This window comes from Pseudacidovorax sp. 1753, assembly GCF_040544975.1.
GTDB lineage: Bacteria > Pseudomonadota > Gammaproteobacteria > Burkholderiales > Burkholderiaceae_C > Xenophilus.
This window is the reverse complement of record NZ_JBEPKY010000005.1, coordinates 112,175-126,804: the sequence shown is the minus strand read 5'-3', so window position 1 is coordinate 126,804 and position 14,630 is coordinate 112,175. Positions and strand designations below refer to the sequence as shown.

Annotated in this window: 13 protein-coding genes; 9 read left to right on the top strand and 4 right to left on the bottom strand. The window is 70.9% G+C overall.

Translation table 11 applies throughout. From position 1 onward, the window contains the following. Nucleotides 1-15: 15 nt before the first annotated feature. From ABIC63_RS07770 to ABIC63_RS07760, 3 genes are all read right to left on the bottom strand, one after another. The gene (locus tag ABIC63_RS07770; protein ID WP_354319299.1) at nt 16-1,128 is read right to left on the bottom strand and encodes a catalase family protein; all 1,113 of its coding nucleotides are present in this window, start codon (nt 1,126-1,128) and stop codon (nt 16-18) included. Continuing rightward, complete coding sequence (locus tag ABIC63_RS07765) at nt 1,125-3,416, bottom strand: FdhF/YdeP family oxidoreductase (protein ID WP_354319298.1); 2,292 nt, start codon at nt 3,414-3,416, stop codon at nt 1,125-1,127. Before ABIC63_RS07765 ends, ABIC63_RS07770 begins: the two co-directional genes overlap by 4 nt. A 130-nt stretch (nt 3,417-3,546) precedes the next feature. Further along, entirely contained in the window at nt 3,547-4,464 is a 918-nt protein-coding gene (locus ABIC63_RS07760; protein WP_354319297.1) for a LysR family transcriptional regulator, read from the bottom strand. A gap of 179 nt (nt 4,465-4,643) precedes the next feature. On the opposite strand from ABIC63_RS07760, the gene ABIC63_RS07755 reads away from it, so the two are divergent. From ABIC63_RS07755 to ABIC63_RS07715, 9 genes are all read left to right on the top strand, one after another. Then, nucleotides 4,644-5,684: an SMP-30/gluconolactonase/LRE family protein gene (locus ABIC63_RS07755; RefSeq protein WP_354319296.1), complete on the top strand. Its 1,041-nt coding sequence runs from the start codon at nt 4,644-4,646 to the stop codon at nt 5,682-5,684. Then, nucleotides 5,681-6,670: a fumarylacetoacetate hydrolase family protein gene (locus ABIC63_RS07750; protein WP_354319295.1), complete on the top strand. Its 990-nt coding sequence runs from the start codon at nt 5,681-5,683 to the stop codon at nt 6,668-6,670. Before ABIC63_RS07755 ends, ABIC63_RS07750 begins: the two co-directional genes overlap by 4 nt. Nucleotides 6,671-6,684: 14 nt before the next feature. Then, nucleotides 6,685-7,470 (top strand): cyclase family protein, encoded by a 786-nt coding sequence (locus ABIC63_RS07745; RefSeq protein WP_294371929.1) that lies wholly within the window; start codon nt 6,685-6,687, stop codon nt 7,468-7,470. A gap of 2 nt (nt 7,471-7,472) precedes the next feature. Further along, nucleotides 7,473-8,438: an NAD-dependent epimerase/dehydratase family protein gene (locus tag ABIC63_RS07740; RefSeq protein WP_354319294.1), complete on the top strand. Its 966-nt coding sequence runs from the start codon at nt 7,473-7,475 to the stop codon at nt 8,436-8,438. Between the two features lie 27 nt (nt 8,439-8,465). After that, the gene (locus ABIC63_RS07735) at nt 8,466-9,485 is read left to right on the top strand and encodes a Bug family tripartite tricarboxylate transporter substrate binding protein (protein WP_354319293.1); all 1,020 of its coding nucleotides are present in this window, start codon (nt 8,466-8,468) and stop codon (nt 9,483-9,485) included. Continuing rightward, entirely contained in the window at nt 9,478-10,269 is a 792-nt protein-coding gene (locus ABIC63_RS07730) for an SDR family NAD(P)-dependent oxidoreductase (RefSeq protein ID WP_294371947.1), read from the top strand. The genes ABIC63_RS07735 and ABIC63_RS07730 overlap by 8 nt, the downstream gene beginning before the upstream one ends. A 56-nt stretch (nt 10,270-10,325) precedes the next feature. Then, a complete protein-coding gene (locus tag ABIC63_RS07725; protein ID WP_354319292.1) occupies nt 10,326-11,492 on the top strand; it encodes an alpha/beta hydrolase family protein in 1,167 nt (388 codons plus the stop codon). Between the two features lie 26 nt (nt 11,493-11,518). Further along, nucleotides 11,519-12,508 (top strand): Bug family tripartite tricarboxylate transporter substrate binding protein, encoded by a 990-nt coding sequence (locus tag ABIC63_RS07720; protein WP_354319291.1) that lies wholly within the window; start codon nt 11,519-11,521, stop codon nt 12,506-12,508. A 90-nt stretch (nt 12,509-12,598) separates the two neighbouring features. Further along, nucleotides 12,599-13,585, top strand: a complete 987-nt coding sequence (locus tag ABIC63_RS07715) for a Bug family tripartite tricarboxylate transporter substrate binding protein (protein ID WP_354319290.1) — start codon at nt 12,599-12,601, stop codon at nt 13,583-13,585. Between the two features lie 60 nt (nt 13,586-13,645). Here ABIC63_RS07715 and ABIC63_RS07710 read toward each other — a convergent pair whose 3' ends face one another. Continuing rightward, entirely contained in the window at nt 13,646-14,611 is a 966-nt protein-coding gene (locus tag ABIC63_RS07710; protein ID WP_354319289.1) for a tripartite tricarboxylate transporter substrate-binding protein, read from the bottom strand. Nucleotides 14,612-14,630 lie beyond the last annotated feature (19 nt).

The window sequence follows — 14,630 nt, the reverse complement described above, 5'->3', positions numbered from 1 at the left end:
CGCCTGCCGGCCACCTCAATCGGGCAGATCGTCCAGCGTCGTCGGCTGCGCCACCGAGGTGCGATTGCCTGCCTCCCGATAAGCCGCCGCCGTCGCATACGCGATCCGACGTACGCGCATGATCGACCCGAGTGGCCGGTGCGCCGCCAGGCCGTGCCAGGGCGAGAAGGCCATGCCGTCGTCGATGGCCTTGACCCGCGCTTCGCTCCAGGCGTTCTGCGGCCCGGCCGTCACGCGGGCCACCGTCACGTAGGGACTACGGTCCTCCGGCCACTCGACCGTCGCGTCCTCGATGGGCATCGCGTCGAGGTCGGTGCACAGCTGCACCTGCAGCGCCCATGTGCCGCCCTGCGTCCGGAAGTGGTCGACCACCGCATCCCGGATGGCGTTGGGGCTGTCGCCCATGTCCAGCACCTGGTCCTTGAGCGCCCGCAGCTCCGGCGACACCGGCGTCAGGCGCAGCTTGGCCATGTATGTGCCGTACAGCATCGGCACCTGGGTGAAGAAAGTCTCGCCGAGCAGGTGCGTGAGCGGATGCGCACCCATGGACTTGAGCGCGCCGCTTTCTGCACCCACGGCCTCCAGCGTCTTCTCCACGCCGCGCAGGGCCGCCGAGAGCAGCTCCTTCGCCTTGGGCGCACGGTCGGTGGTGGCGGCCAGCAGCTTGAGGTTGCCCAGGAATTTCTTCGCATTGGGCGTGCGGAACACGGGCCCGTTGACCATGACGAAGTCCTGCGTCACCTCCCCCTCGGAGCCTTCCATGCGCTCGCCCGGCACGCCCACCAGCTTCAGCGCCACGCCGCGGGGCGTCGACACCTTGTCGCTCAGCAGGTCGCCCGGCGGCGTGGACAGGCGCATCACGGCCGGATAGCGCGCCGGCGTGGCGAACAGGCCCTGGGCGTACCCGGGCGGCAGGCCCGACAGCACCTCGACCTCGGCACGAAGAAGCCCGTGCGACTTGGCGTGCACGCTCCGGTAGGCGTGACCTTCGTCGCGATGCACCTTCTGCGCGATCGCGATCATGGTTTCGCCCAGCTCGCGTGCGGTCTGCAGCTCGTCGTCCTCGGTGTGCTCGAACTCGGGCCGGTAGGCCAGGGGCGCGACGGCAGCGGGGGAGGGTGGGGTCATGGGATGGCGTTCTCGGGTTGGACAAGGATGGGCACCGACTTGTAGGCCGGCACATGGCTGCCTTCTGCGTGGTGCCACAGCGGCACCAGCGGGTTGCATTCGGGGTAGTAGCCGGCCACGCAGCCTTCGGGAATGTCGTAGGCGCGCACGGTCAGGCCGCGAACCTCGCGCACCACGCCGTCGTCTGCGGCCGTGCGCACGTCGATGCGCTGGCCGGGCTGCAGGCCGCGGCGGGCGATGTCGGCCTCGTTCATGAAGAGCACATCGCGCGTGCCGCTCACATCGCGAAAGCGGTCGTCCAGGCTGTAGATGGTGGTGTTGAACTGGTCGTCGCTGCGCATCGTCATCAGGCGCAGCGTCTGCGGCGGGTGGCCCGGTGCATCGGGGTCGGCCACCAGCGAGCCCGGCACGATGAAGTTGGCCTTGCCGGTGGACGTTTTCCATTCCCTCTGACGCGCCGCATTGGGCTTGGGAAAGCCGCCGGGCTGCACGAAACGGCTCTCGAAACCATGGAAGATCTGCGGATAGGTGGCCTCGATGGCGGCGCGCACCCGGGCGTAGTCCTCGCGCCACTCGGCCCAGGGCACCTGGGCGACATCGCCCACGGCGGCCTGCGCCAGCGCGCTGACGATGGCCAGTTCCGAACGCAGGCGCTCATCGGCCGGCTCGGCCACGCCTTGGGAGGCATGGATGAAGCCAGTCGAGTCCTCCATCGACACGCGCTGCTCGCGGCCCGCCTGCCGGTCGATCTCGATGCGGCCGATGCAGGGCAGCAGGTAGCTGGCCTCGCCGGGTACCAGGTGCGTGTGGTTGAGCTTGGTCGCCACATGCACGGTCAGCGCCAGCCGCGACCAAGCGGGTTCCAGCCGAGTGTTGTCGGGCACCGAGCGCAGCAGGTTTCCGCCCAGGCTGAGCATGGCGCGCACGCTGCCGTCCAGCACCCCCTGGCAGGCGCCCACCGTGTCCAGGCCCTTGTCGCGTGGCGGCTCGAAGGCGTACTGCCGGGCCAGCTGGTCCAGCGGCGCCAGCTCGGGCTTCTCGGTGATGCCCACGGTGCGCTGGCCCTGCACGTTGGAGTGGCCGCGCACCGGGCAGATGCCCGCGCCCGGCCGGCCGATGTGGCCACCCATCAGCAGCAGGTTGCACAGCATCTGCACGTTCTTCACGCCCAGGCGGTGCTGCGTCAGGCCCATGCCGTAGACCGCGATCACCGACTTGGCGCCGCCCACCACGGCCGCCACGCGCTCAAGTGCCGCGCGAGCCAGGCCCGATTCGCGCTCGATGTCTTCCCACGACTGCTGCGTCACCCAGGCCGCGAACTCATCGAAACCCCTCGTGTGCTCGGCGATGAATTCCCGGTCCAGGCCCTGCCCGCCGGCCGCCGCGGCCGCCAGCAGCGCCTTGGCCACGCCGGTCAGGGCAGCCAGGTCACCGCCCACCTTCACCTGCAGGTACTGGGTCGAAACGGTGGTCGAGGCCGGCGTGAGCATCTGCACCGGCGACTGCGGATCGATGAAGCGCACCAGCCCCGATTCGCGCAGCGGGTTGAAGCTGATGATCGGCACCCCGCGGTCGCGCGCCTCCTTGATCGGATGCAGCATGCGCGGGCTGTTGACGCCCGGGTTCTGGCCCACGAAGAGCAAGCAGTCCGCCTGCGCGAAATCCTCCAGGTGGACCGTGCCGATGGGCACGCCGATGCTCTGCGGCAACGCGACCGAGGTGCTCTCGTGGCACATGTTCGAACTGTCGGGCAGGTTGTTGTTGCCATAGACCCGTGCGAACAGCTGCCAAGCGTAGCTGGTCTCCAGCGAGGCGCGGCCCGACGCGTAGAAGACGGCGGACTTCGGGTCCTCGGCCCGCAGGCTGCGCAGGCGGGCCGCGATGTCCGCGATGGCCTCGTCCCAGCTCACCTCGACATAGCGGTCGGTCGCACGGTCGTAACGAATTGGCGCCGTGAGCCGGCCACCGGCTTCGAGCTCATGGTCCGACCAGCCGCGCAGCGCGCTCACCGGATGGGCGTCGAAGAAGTCGGGCGACAGGCGGCGCGCGGTCAGTTCCCACGCCGTGGCCTTGGCGCCGTTCTCGCAGAACTCGGCCACCCGGGGTTCGGCCGGTTTGGCCCAGGCGCAGCTGACGCAGGCGAAGCCGTCGGTCTTGTTCTGCTGGAGCAGGGCGCGCGTGATCTGCGCGACATTGCCTTCCTCCAGCGTGTAGCGGGCCACGGCCTTGAGCGACTGCCAGCCGCCGGCGGCCATGGGTTCTTGGGAATCGGTGGAGCCTCGGGTCATCCCGCGAGGGTCGGGCCGCGAGGCATATTGCGGGGTCGGCCCGGGCGCGCCGCCCGCGTAGGCGAACAGCCGGCCCACGTCATCCGCCGCGCCGACCGCACTCCCGCGGGTGTGGATCGTCAGCCTGCGTTCAGGCGACCGGCGGCATCTGCTGCGCGACGGCCGCGATCTCCTCTCGCACCCAGCGCACGCCGGGATCGTCGTCGCGCAGGCGGTGCCACTGCAGCACCTCGGTCAGCCGCGGCGTGGGCATGGGCGGCGCGAGCAGCCGCAGCGGCATGGCCTGCACGAACTGCTGGGCCAACCGGGTCTGGACGGTGGCGATGCGCTTCGTGCCCACGATGAAGCGCGGCATCAGCAGGAAGCCATGCGCCACCACCTCCACCCGCCGATTGGCGCCATGCTGGTTGGCATACCACTGCTCGAACCAGGGGTTGGCGCCCAGGTCGGCCTGGTAGACCACATGGCCGAGTTCCACGTACTGCGCGGGCGTGATGCCGCCCGCCAGCGCAGCGTTCTGTGCGCAGGCGACGACGTGGTAGGTGTCCTCGAACAGCTGCTGCTGCGGATGGTCGGCCAGCGTCAGGTGCGCCGGCGTGACCAGCAGGTCGATGCGGCCCTGGTCCAGGTCCTGCGCCATGGCGGCATGGGTGGGCCGCACATCGAAGCTCAGGCCCGGCGCCATCTGCGCGATGCGCCGCAGCGCCTCCGCCATCAGCACCTGCACCACATAGTCCGAGGCGATCACGGTGAAATGCCGGCGCGCCGTGGCCGGCTCGAACTCGGGCTGCACGCCCAAGGTGGCATCCACCTGCAGGATGATCTGGCGCACCGGCGCGATCAGCGCCTCGGCCCGCGGCGTGAGCTGCAGCGTGCGCCCGACGGGCACGAGCAGTGCGTCGCCGAAGTAGTCCCGCAGGCGGGCCAGCACGCCACTCATGGCCGACTGCGTCATGTGCAGGCGCTCGGCCGCACGGGTCACGTTGCGCTCGGCCAGCAGGGCGTCGAGCGCGGCGAGCAGGTTGAGGTCGATGCGTTGGTAGCGCATGCAGGTCGTCTCCAGGTGGGGCGCAGATCATAAGGACGCGCCGCCGCGGTGCGCGCGATAAGCGACACGCATGCCTGCCGCGCCCAGGCATCGCGCCGGCCGATGGCTCGCATCGGCCGAATCTGTTGGTCTTCGCGGCGCGGACGGACCACACTGCGGCCCGCTTCGAGATTCCGCCAATGACAAGAGACAACCCCCTGCGCGGCTGGCAGGTCGACCGCGCCGCCATCCGCCACGTCGGCCGCGACCTGCAGCGCCCCGAATGCATCCTGTGCCAGCGCGACGGCACCGTCTGGGCCGCCGATGCCCGCGGCGGCGCCATGCGCATCGCGCCCGATGGCAGCCAGCAGCTGGTGGTGCCTGCCGCGCCCCCGGCCAGCGACGAGGCCGTGGACTTCGACCAGCGCTATGTGCGCAGCGAAGGCTCGCTGCCCAACGGCATGACCTTCCTGGCCAACGGCGACCTGCTGATCGCCAACTGGGGCACCGACGCCGTCGAGGTGATGGACCGCCAGGGCCGCGTTCGCCGCCTCTTCGACCGCATCGACGGCCAGCCGCTGGGCAAGGCCAACTTCCCGCTGCGCGACCGGCAGGGCCGGCTCTACCTCACGGTGACCACGCGCATGCAGCCCTGGACCGAATCCATCAATGCCCGCGCCACCGACGGCTACATCGCCCTCTTCGACGCGCAGGGCCAGGCCCGTATCGTGGCCGACGGCTTCGAGGGCACGAACGAGATCCGCCTGGACGACGCCGGCGAATGGATGTACGTGGTCGAGAGCAACGCCCGCCGCATCTCGCGCCTGCGCGTACGGCCCGACGGCACGCTGGGCGAGCGTGAGGTGTACGGCCCGGCCCGGCTGCCCGGCTTTCCCGACGGCTTCGCCTTCGATGTCTTCGGCAACCTGTGGGTCACGCTGATCATGACCGACCGCCTGGTCGCCATCACGCCCGACGGCGAGCTGCTCACCCTGCTGGACGACAGCAACCCCGCCGCCACGCAGGCGCTCGATGCGCACTACGAGGCCCGCACGCTCACGCCCGAAATCATGGCCGCCGCCCACGGCACGCTGGCGCCGTGGATGGCCAGCCTGAGCTTCGGCGGCCCCGATCTGCAGACCGTCTACCTCGGAAGCCTGCGTGGCACCACCCTGCCCAGCTTCCGCGCCCCGGTGGCCGGACAGGCCCCCATCCACTGGAACGAGGACTTCCCCGCATGAAACTCGCCACCCTCAAGAACGGCCGCAAGGACGGCCGCCTCGTCGTCGTCTCGCGCGACCTTCGCCAGGCGGTCGATGCCGACGCCATCGCGCCCACGATGCTCGATGCCATCGAACGCTGGACGCAGACCGAGGCGCTGCTGCAGGCGCTGTACGCCAGGCTCAACGCCGGTGATGCGCAGGGGGCCTTCGCCTTCGACCCGACGCAGGCCGCCGCGCCGCTGCCGCGCGCGCCGCAGTGGTGCGATGGCTCGGCTTTCCTCAACCACGGCCGGCTGATGGAGAAGGCCTTCAACATCGAGCCCGCGCCGGATTCGGACCGCATCCCGCTGATGTACCAGGGCGGCTCCGACGACCTGCTGGGCCCGCACGATGACCTGCCGCTGCCCGACGAGGCCCACGGCATCGACTTCGAGGGCGAGTTCGGCGTGATCGTCGGCGACGTGCCGCTGGGCTGTCCCGCCGCGCTGGCACTGCGCCACGTGCGCCTGCTGGTGCAGATCAACGACGTGAGCCTGCGCGGCTTCGGCCCGCGCGAGATGCGCACCGGCTTCGGCTTCTTCCAGGCCAAGCCTTCGTCCAGCTTCGCGCCGGTCGCCGTCACGCCCGACGAGATCGGCGAGGCCTGGCGAGATGGCCGGGTGCACCTGGACCTGACGGTGATGCGCGGCGACGAGCGATTCGGCCATCCCAATGGTGGCGAGATGAGCTTCGGCTTCGACCAGCTGATCGCGCATGCGGCCTTCACGCGCCGCCTGACGGCGGGAACCATCGTGGGCTCGGGCACCGTCTCCAACGCGGGCGGCCAGCGCGGCTCGGCCTGCATCGCCGAGCGGCGCGCCATGGAGCTGATCGAACACGGCGCCAGCCGAACGCCCTTCCTGCACTTCGGCGAACGGGTGCGCATGGAATCGCAATGGCAGGGCGCACCGGTCTTCGGCGCCATCGACCAGCGCGTGGTGCAGGCCCTGCCGCCCACCGCCTGAAGGAGCACGTCCGCATGCCCCGCTTCGTCGACCTGTCGATCTATCTCGAAAACGATGTGCTCTCCGACCCGCCGCCGCTGGCGCCGAAGATCACCTACCAGACCCACCAGGACACGCTGCCCGAGTTCCTGCAGCTGATTCCCGGCACGCGGGCCGAGGACTACCCCGAAGGCCAGGCCGCCGCCGCCGAATGGGTGACGCTGACCACCCACAGCGGCACGCACCTGGACGCGCCCTGGCACTTCCATGCCACGCAGGACGCCAAGGCCGGCGGCGCGCGGCCGTCGATGACCATCGACGAGATTCCGCTGGACTGGTGCTTCCGGCCCGGCGTGAAGCTGGACTTCCGCCACCTGCCCGACGGCCATGTGGTGAGTGCGGCCGAGGTGGAGGCGGAGCTCGCCCGCATCGGCCACGTGCTGCAGCCGCTGGACATCGTGGTGGTCAACACCCGCGCCGGCAGCCGCTATGGCCAGCCCGACTACGTCAACACCGGCTGCGGCATGGGCTATGAGGCCACCATGTACCTGTTGGAGCGCGGCGTGCGCCTGACCGGCACCGACGCCTGGAGCTGGGACGCGCCCTTCTCGTACACCGCGCAGCGCATCGCCGAGACCGGCGACACCGCGTTGATCTGGGAAGGCCACAAGGCCGGCCGCGACATCGGCTACTGCCACCTGGAGAAGCTGCACAACCTGGAGTCGCTGCCGGGCGATGGCTTCACGATCTGCTGCTTCCCGCACAAGATCCGCGGCGCCTCGGCGGGCTGGACGCGGGCCGTGGCGATCTTCGAGGACTGAGCGTGAGAGTGCTCGTGACCGGCGCCGGTGGCTTCATCGGCGCGCATGTGCTCGCGCTGCTGCACCGCCAGGGCCAGATAGGCGGCCAGCGCATCGGCACCCTGGCCGCCGCAGACCAGCGGCTGGGCATGCTGCCGGACGGGGTGCTCGGGCTGGAAGGCGACCTGGGCAGCGACGAGGTGCTGGCGCGCATCGCCGCCCTCGCGCCCGACGTGTGCTTCCATCTGGCGGCCGTGCCCGGCGGGGCGGCCGAGGCCGACCCGGCGCTGAGCCGCCGCGTCAACCTCGACACCACGCTGGACCTGTTCGACACGCTGGCCGCGGCCGGCACCGGCGCGGCGCCGCCGGTCGTCGTCTACGCCAGCACCATCGCCGTCTACGGCAGCGCGCTGCCCGAGGTGGTGACGCCGCACACGCCGCTGCGGCCGCCGCTGATCTACGGCGCCCACAAGCTGGGCTGCGAGGTGCTGCTGGCGGACTTCTCGCGCCGCGGCCGGCTCGATGGCCGCGCGCTGCGCCTGCCCGGCATCGTGGCCCGGCCGCGCGCGCCTTCCGGCCTGGTGTCGGCCTTCATGAGCGAGCTGCTTCATGCGCTGGCCGCGGGCGAGCCCGTCACGCTGCCCGTGGGGCCGCAGGCCACGGCCTGGTGGATGTCGGCGCGACGCTGCGCCTGGAACCTGGTGCATGCCGCCACCATGCCGGTCGATAACGACCCGGCACGCGCCTGGCCGCTGCCCGTGCTGCACCTGTCGATGGACGACATCGTGCAGGCGCTGTCGGCCGAGTTCGGCGTGGACGGCCAGGCCCTGGTACGCCATGCGCCGCAGCCGGCCGTGGAGGCCGTGTTCGGCCGCTATCCGCCACTGGACGACCGCATTCCCCGCGCACTGGGCCTGCGCGACGACGGCGACGCGCGTGCGCTGGTGTGCCGGGCGCTCGCACCGGCCGGCGAGGCCGATGATTTTTGACTTCACCCATTCAGGAGACCTTCTTCGATGACCGATTCCGCCTCGTCCTTCGTCCATCCCACCCGCCGCACGCTGCTGCGTCGCGCCGCCGCCCTGGCCGCCGCGCCACTGGGCCTGGCGGGCACCGCCGCCCGTGCCCAGGCCGGCTTTCCCTCACGCCCCATCACCTGGGTGGTGCCCTATCCGGCCGGCGGCTTCGGCGACGCGCTGTCGCGCATGCTGGCGCAGAAGCTCTCGGCCAGCCTGGGCCAGCCGGTGGTCATCGACAACCGGCCCGGCGCCGGTGGCCAGATCGGCGCCAACTTCGTCAAGCAGCAGCCGGCCGACGGCCACACGCTGTTCTACGGCGACCTCGGCCCGTTCTCGATGAACGCCGGCCTGTATCCCAAGCTGAGCTACGACACCCTCAAGGACTTCATGCCGCTGACGCGGCTGCTGGTCTCGCCCACGCTGTTGCTGGTGCCGGCGTCGAGCCCGTTCCAGACCTTCCAGGAGTTCGTCAAGGCGGCGCAGGCCGGCGGCAAGGGCCTGAACTACGGCTCCTACGGCATGGGCAGCCAGCCGCACATCTGGATGGAGATGCTGCGCCGGCAGATCAAGGGCAACCTCACGCATGTGGCCTATAAGGGCGGCGCGCCCGCGGTGCAGGACCTGATGGCCGGCCACATCGACGCCATGCTGGACGTGGCGCCCAGTGCCATCCCGCTGGTGCGCGAGAACAAGGCCCGCGCCCTGGCCGTGGTGGGCAGCGACAAGCGCCTGCCCCAGCTGCCGCAGGTGCCCACCATTGCGGAGCTGGGCATGCCCGCGCTCAACATCCCGGGCTGGACCGGGATGGTGGTGCGCGCCGGCACGCCGGAGCCCATTGCCAACCGGCTGCACGACGAACTGGTCAAGGCCGTCACTGCGCCTGACGTGGTGCAGCGCTACACCGACCTGGGTCTGATCGTGGCGCCCAGCTCCCGCGCCGAGTTCGCCGAGCTGATCCGCACCGAGACCACGCGCTGGGGCCAGGTGATCCACCAGGTGGGGGTGAAGCTTGAGTGAGGCGACCAGGGCCCCCGGTCTCTTCTCGCTGGCGGGGCAGGTGGCCCTGGTCACCGGTGCCACCGGCGGCCTCGGCCAGGCCATCGCCCTGGCCTATGCGCAGCACGGAGCAAGCCTGGTGCTGTCGGACCGCGACGACGCTGCGCTGCGCGACATCGCGGCCCGTTGCGCGTCGCTCGGCGGCGCCGTCCGGACCGTGGTGGCCGATCTATCGGTGCCCGCCCAGGTGCAGGCGCTGGCCGAACAGGCCCGCACCGCCTTCGGGCGCATCGACCTGCTGGTCTGCAATGCCGGCATGCAGGGCCCGGCGGGGCCGCTGCTGGAGGCGCCGGCCGAAGACTGGGCGCGCGTGTTCCAGGTCAACCTGGCCAGCGCCCATGCCCTGTGCGCCGCGCTGGTGCCGGCCATGGGCGAGCGCGGCCACGGCCGCGTGGTCCTGATGGCCAGCATCGCCGCCCTGCGCGGCAACGGCGCCATCGGCCTGTACGGCCTCAGCAAGGCAGCGCTGGCGCAGATGGCGCGCAACCTGGCGGTGGAGTGGGGCCCGCGCGGCGTGTGCGTCAACGCCATCGCCCCGGGCCTGATCCGTACTCCGCTGGCCGAAGGCCTGATGGCCAACGAGGCCTTCATGGCCCGCCGGCTGGCGGCCACCCCGCTGCGCCGCGTGGGCGAACCGCACGAGGTGGCCGGCGTCGCCGTGATGCTGGCCTCGGCGGCCGGCGGCTTCATCACCGGGCAGACGCTGGTGGTGGACGGCGGCACCGTGATCTCGGACGGCAGCTGAGCGGCGCGCGTCCGCCCCCGACAACCAGCCCGACGAAGGGCAAGGAGACAGTAAGCATGTTCAAGTACTTCCCCACCAACTACGTCTGGAACCTCTCGGTCGATCTGGCCATCGAGATGGGCGCCCGCATCGGCGAGATCGAGGCCATGTGCGCGCCGCTCAAGGAGGCCGCGCACCAGCCCGATGCGGCCGCGTCGCTGGCCTTCCGGCAGAGCTGGGAGCGCATGGCCGACCAGCTGTGCGAACTCGCGGCCGAGGACGAGGCCCGCGGCCGGCTGATCTCGGCCGGCGACAAGCTGGGCCGTGCCGCCACCTACCTGATCACGGCCGAGCGCATGCAGAGCCACGGCGCAGCGGGCCGCGAGGCGCTGTACCGGCGCTTTCTCGACACCTTCGCGCGCGGCATCACGCTGGCGGGCGAGAACTGCGAGCGGGTGGAGATTCCCTACGAGGGCGGCGTGCTGGCCGGCCTCTATGTGCGCGCCCAGGGCGTGCAGGGCCGCGCGCCGCTGCTGCTGCAGCTCAACGGCCTGGATTCGACCAAGGAGATGAAGTACCGCGTCGGGCTGCCGCACTGGCTGGCGCAGCGCGGCATTTCGTCGCTGGTGCTCGACCAGCCCGGCACCGGCGAGGCGCTGCGCCTGCATGGCATGACGGCCCGCTTCGACGCCGAGCACTGGGCCAGCCGCGTGGTCGACTGGTTGGAGGCACGCGAAGACATCGACCCGCAGCGCATCGGCTGCGAAGGCGTCTCGCTGGGTGGCTACTACTGCCCGCGCGCCGTCGCCTTCGAGCCGCGCTTCGCCTGCGGCGTGGTCTGGGGGGCCAACCACGACTGGCGCGACGTGCAGAAGCGCCGGCTGGAGAAGGAAGGCAGCTTTCCCGTGCCGCACTACTGGGAGCATGTGCGCTGGGTCTGGGGCGCCAAGGACATGGACGACTTCATGCGCATCGCCGAACAGGTGCACCTGGACGGCGTGGTCGAGAAGATCCGCGTGCCCTTCCTGGTCACGCATGGGCAGAAGGATTCGCAGATCCCGCTCAAGTGGGCCGAGCGCACCTACGAGCAACTGGTGAACAGCCCGAAGCGCGAGCTGAAGATCTTCACCGACCGCGAAGGCGGCGCGCAGCACTCCAGCTTCGACAACTCGGCCAACGCCGGCGCCTACATCGCCGACTGGGTGGCCGAGACGCTGGGCGGACGCATCACCGCCGCCCGCTGAGCGCAGAACCACAAGGAGACATGACCATGGCATCCACTCGCCGCCATTTCCTCGCCGGCATCGCGCCGCTCGCGTTGCCGCTGGCCATTCCGACGTCCGCCTTCGCGGCGGAAGAGGGCGCCTACCCGCAGCGTTCCATCAAGCTCGTGGTGCCCCAGCCGCCCGGCGGCCCCTCGGACATCGTGGCGCGCTTCCTGGCCGAGAGCATGCGCGCCAGCCTGGGCCAGCCCCTGGTGATCGACAACCGGCCCGGTGCCGCAGGCCTGATCGGTACCGCCGCCGCCGCGGCGGCGCCGGCCGACGGCTACACGGTGCTGGTCACCTCGCGCTCCAACCACATCATCGCGCCGCTGGTACAGCAAGGTGCCACGGTACAGCCGACACGCGACCTGATGCCGGTAGGCTTGGCGCTGCGGGCGGTGGGCATCCTGGCGACGCCCGCGCGTTCGCCCTGGCGCAGCCTGCGCGAGCTGGTCGCCACCGCCAAGGCCCAGCCGGGCAAGCTCTTCTACGGCAGTGCCGGCATCGGCGCCACCAACCACATCGCCCTGGAGCAGTTCAAGACGCTGGCAGGCATCGAGCTTGTGCATGTGCCCTACAAGGGCTCGGGCCCGCTCATCACCGGCCTGATGGCGGGCGAGGTGCAACTGGCGCTGCTGGATTTCTCGTCGGCCCAGCCCGCGCTCAAGGGCGGCAGCATCGTGCCGCTGGCGCAGACCGGCCTGCGGCGCCTGAGCTCCATGGCCGAGGTGCCTACGCTCACCGAAGAGGGATTCCCGCGCTTCGATGCCTCGTTCTGGATCGGCCTGGCCGTGCCGCAGGGCACGCCGGCTGCCGTGATCGCCCGGCTGTCGAAGGCCCTCGACACCGCCCTGGCCGACACCCAGATGAAGGCCCGCGCCCAGGTCAACGGCTGGGAGCTGGCCGGCGGCGGCCCCGCGCCCCTGGAGGCGCTGATCCGGCAGGACATGACCGACTTTCCCCCGCTGGTGCGCCGGCTCGACCTGAAGGCCTGATCGCCTCCTCGCCCGGTCGCCGCACCGCGGCCACGCCCGGCCCGCCAGCGGCCGGCGTGCCCATTCCTTGAACATCACGAGACAAACGACATGCGCTTCTCCTCTCTCTCGCGACGCCATCTGTGCAGCGTGGCCGTTGCTTCGCTCCTGGTCGCCGGCCTGCCGGGCGGCATGGCGCTGGCCCAGTCCGCCTATCCCGCCAAGGCCGTCAAGCTGGTGGTGCCCTTTCCACCGGGCGTGTCGCCCGATGTGATCGCCCGCCTCTGGGGCGAGGGCTTCACCCGCCTCACGGGCCAGCCGGTGGTGGTCGAGAACCGGCCGGGTGCCAGCACGATCATCGGCGCGCAGGCCGTGGCCAATGCGCCGGCCGACGGCTACACGCTGCTCTGGACGGTCAACAACACCTTCTCGATCAACCCCTACGTCTACAAGAAGCTGCCGTACAAGGCCGAGGACTTCGTGCCCGTCACGCGCATCCTGTCGGTGCCCTATGTGCTCGTGACCTCGGTGGATTCGAAGTACCGCACGCTGCAGGACCTGGTGCGCGAGGCCAAGGCCCGGCCCGATGCGCTCAGCTACGCCAGCGCGGGCATCGGCCAGGGCACGCACGTCGCCCTGGCACGGTGGCTGAACCAGGCCGGCCTGAAGATGACCCATGTGCCCTACAAGGACCAGTTCGTGCCCGACGTGATCGCCGGCCGCATCGACGTGGCGCTGGACGCCAGCACCGGCGCCATTCCGCAGGTGCGTGCCGGCAAGGTACGGGCCCTGGGCGTGACCAGCGCACAGCGCATCGCAGGCCTGCCCGACGTGCCCGCCATCGCGGAGCTGTACCCCGGCTTCGTCGGCGACTCCTGGCACGGCATCTTCGTGCCCAAGGGCACGCCCGACGCCGTGCAGGCGGCGTTGCTGGCCACCTCGCAGAAGGTGATGGCCGACCCGGCCTTCCGCGCCAAGCTGCTCGACTACGGCCTCACGCCCGTGGGCGAAGGCCCCGAGGCCTTCCGCAAGTTCCTGGACGAGGACGCCCGCGCCTGGGCCAAGGTGGTCAAGGACAACCACATCACGGCCGAATGAGCGGTCAGCCCCCCGAGCGCGGCGGCGCGCAGGACCGGGCCCGGGCAGCCTGCGCATCGCTCATTCGATCCGGATGTTGGCCTCGGCCACGATGCGCCGGTAGAGCGTCATGTCCTCCGCAATGGCGCGGCCCAGTTGGCCCGGCTCGCCACTGGCTGCATTGAGGCCCAGGTCTTCCAGTGTCCGGCGCAGGCCCGGGTCAGCCAGGGCCGTCGCTGCGGCGCGCTGCAGCTTCTCCATCAGTGGCTGCGGCAGGCCCTGCGGGGCCAGCAGGCCAACCCAGGAGTCGAGCGTGAATTTGGGCAGCCCGGCCTCGGCCACCGTGGGCACGTTGGGCAGCCGCGGGTCGCGGCGCGAACCGGTCACCGCGATGATGCGCACCTTGCCCGCGTCCGCATAGGCCTTGGAGGCCGCATCGAAGGTCAGGTCCAGCAAGCCCGCTGCCACGTCGGCCGCCGCGGCCGCGGTGGACTTGTAGGGCACGTGGACCATGTTCGTTCCTGTGAGGAGCTTGAAGTACTCGCCGCCGAAGTGGGTACCGCTGCCCTGGCCGGCGCTGCCGTAGCTGAGCTTGCCCGGATGGCTGCGGGCATAGTCGATCAGGCCCTGCAGGTCGATCACCGGCAGCTTGTTGCTCACCACCACCGGCAGGCCGTAGGTGCCGGCCATGGCCAGGGGCGCCAGCAGCCGCGTCGGGTCGTAGCGCGCCGTCGGATCGACGATGGGCAGGATGCTGTAGCTGGTGTTGGTGAACAACAGCGTGCGTCCGTCCGGCGCCGCCCGTGCCACGGCGTCGATGCCGATGCGCGAGCCGGCGCCGGGGCGGTTCTCCACGATCATCGTCTCGCCCAGCAGACGTGACATGCGCTCGGCCAGCGCGCGGGCGGCCACGTCGGTCACGCCGCCCGGCGGGAAGGGCACGACGATCTTGATGGCCTGCGACTGGGCCAGCGCCGGCCCACAGGCGAGGGCACCGAGCCCCAGCAGCAGCAGCGAGCGGCGAAGCAGGGAAGGGTGGGCTGTCATGGTATGTCTCCGTCGTTGT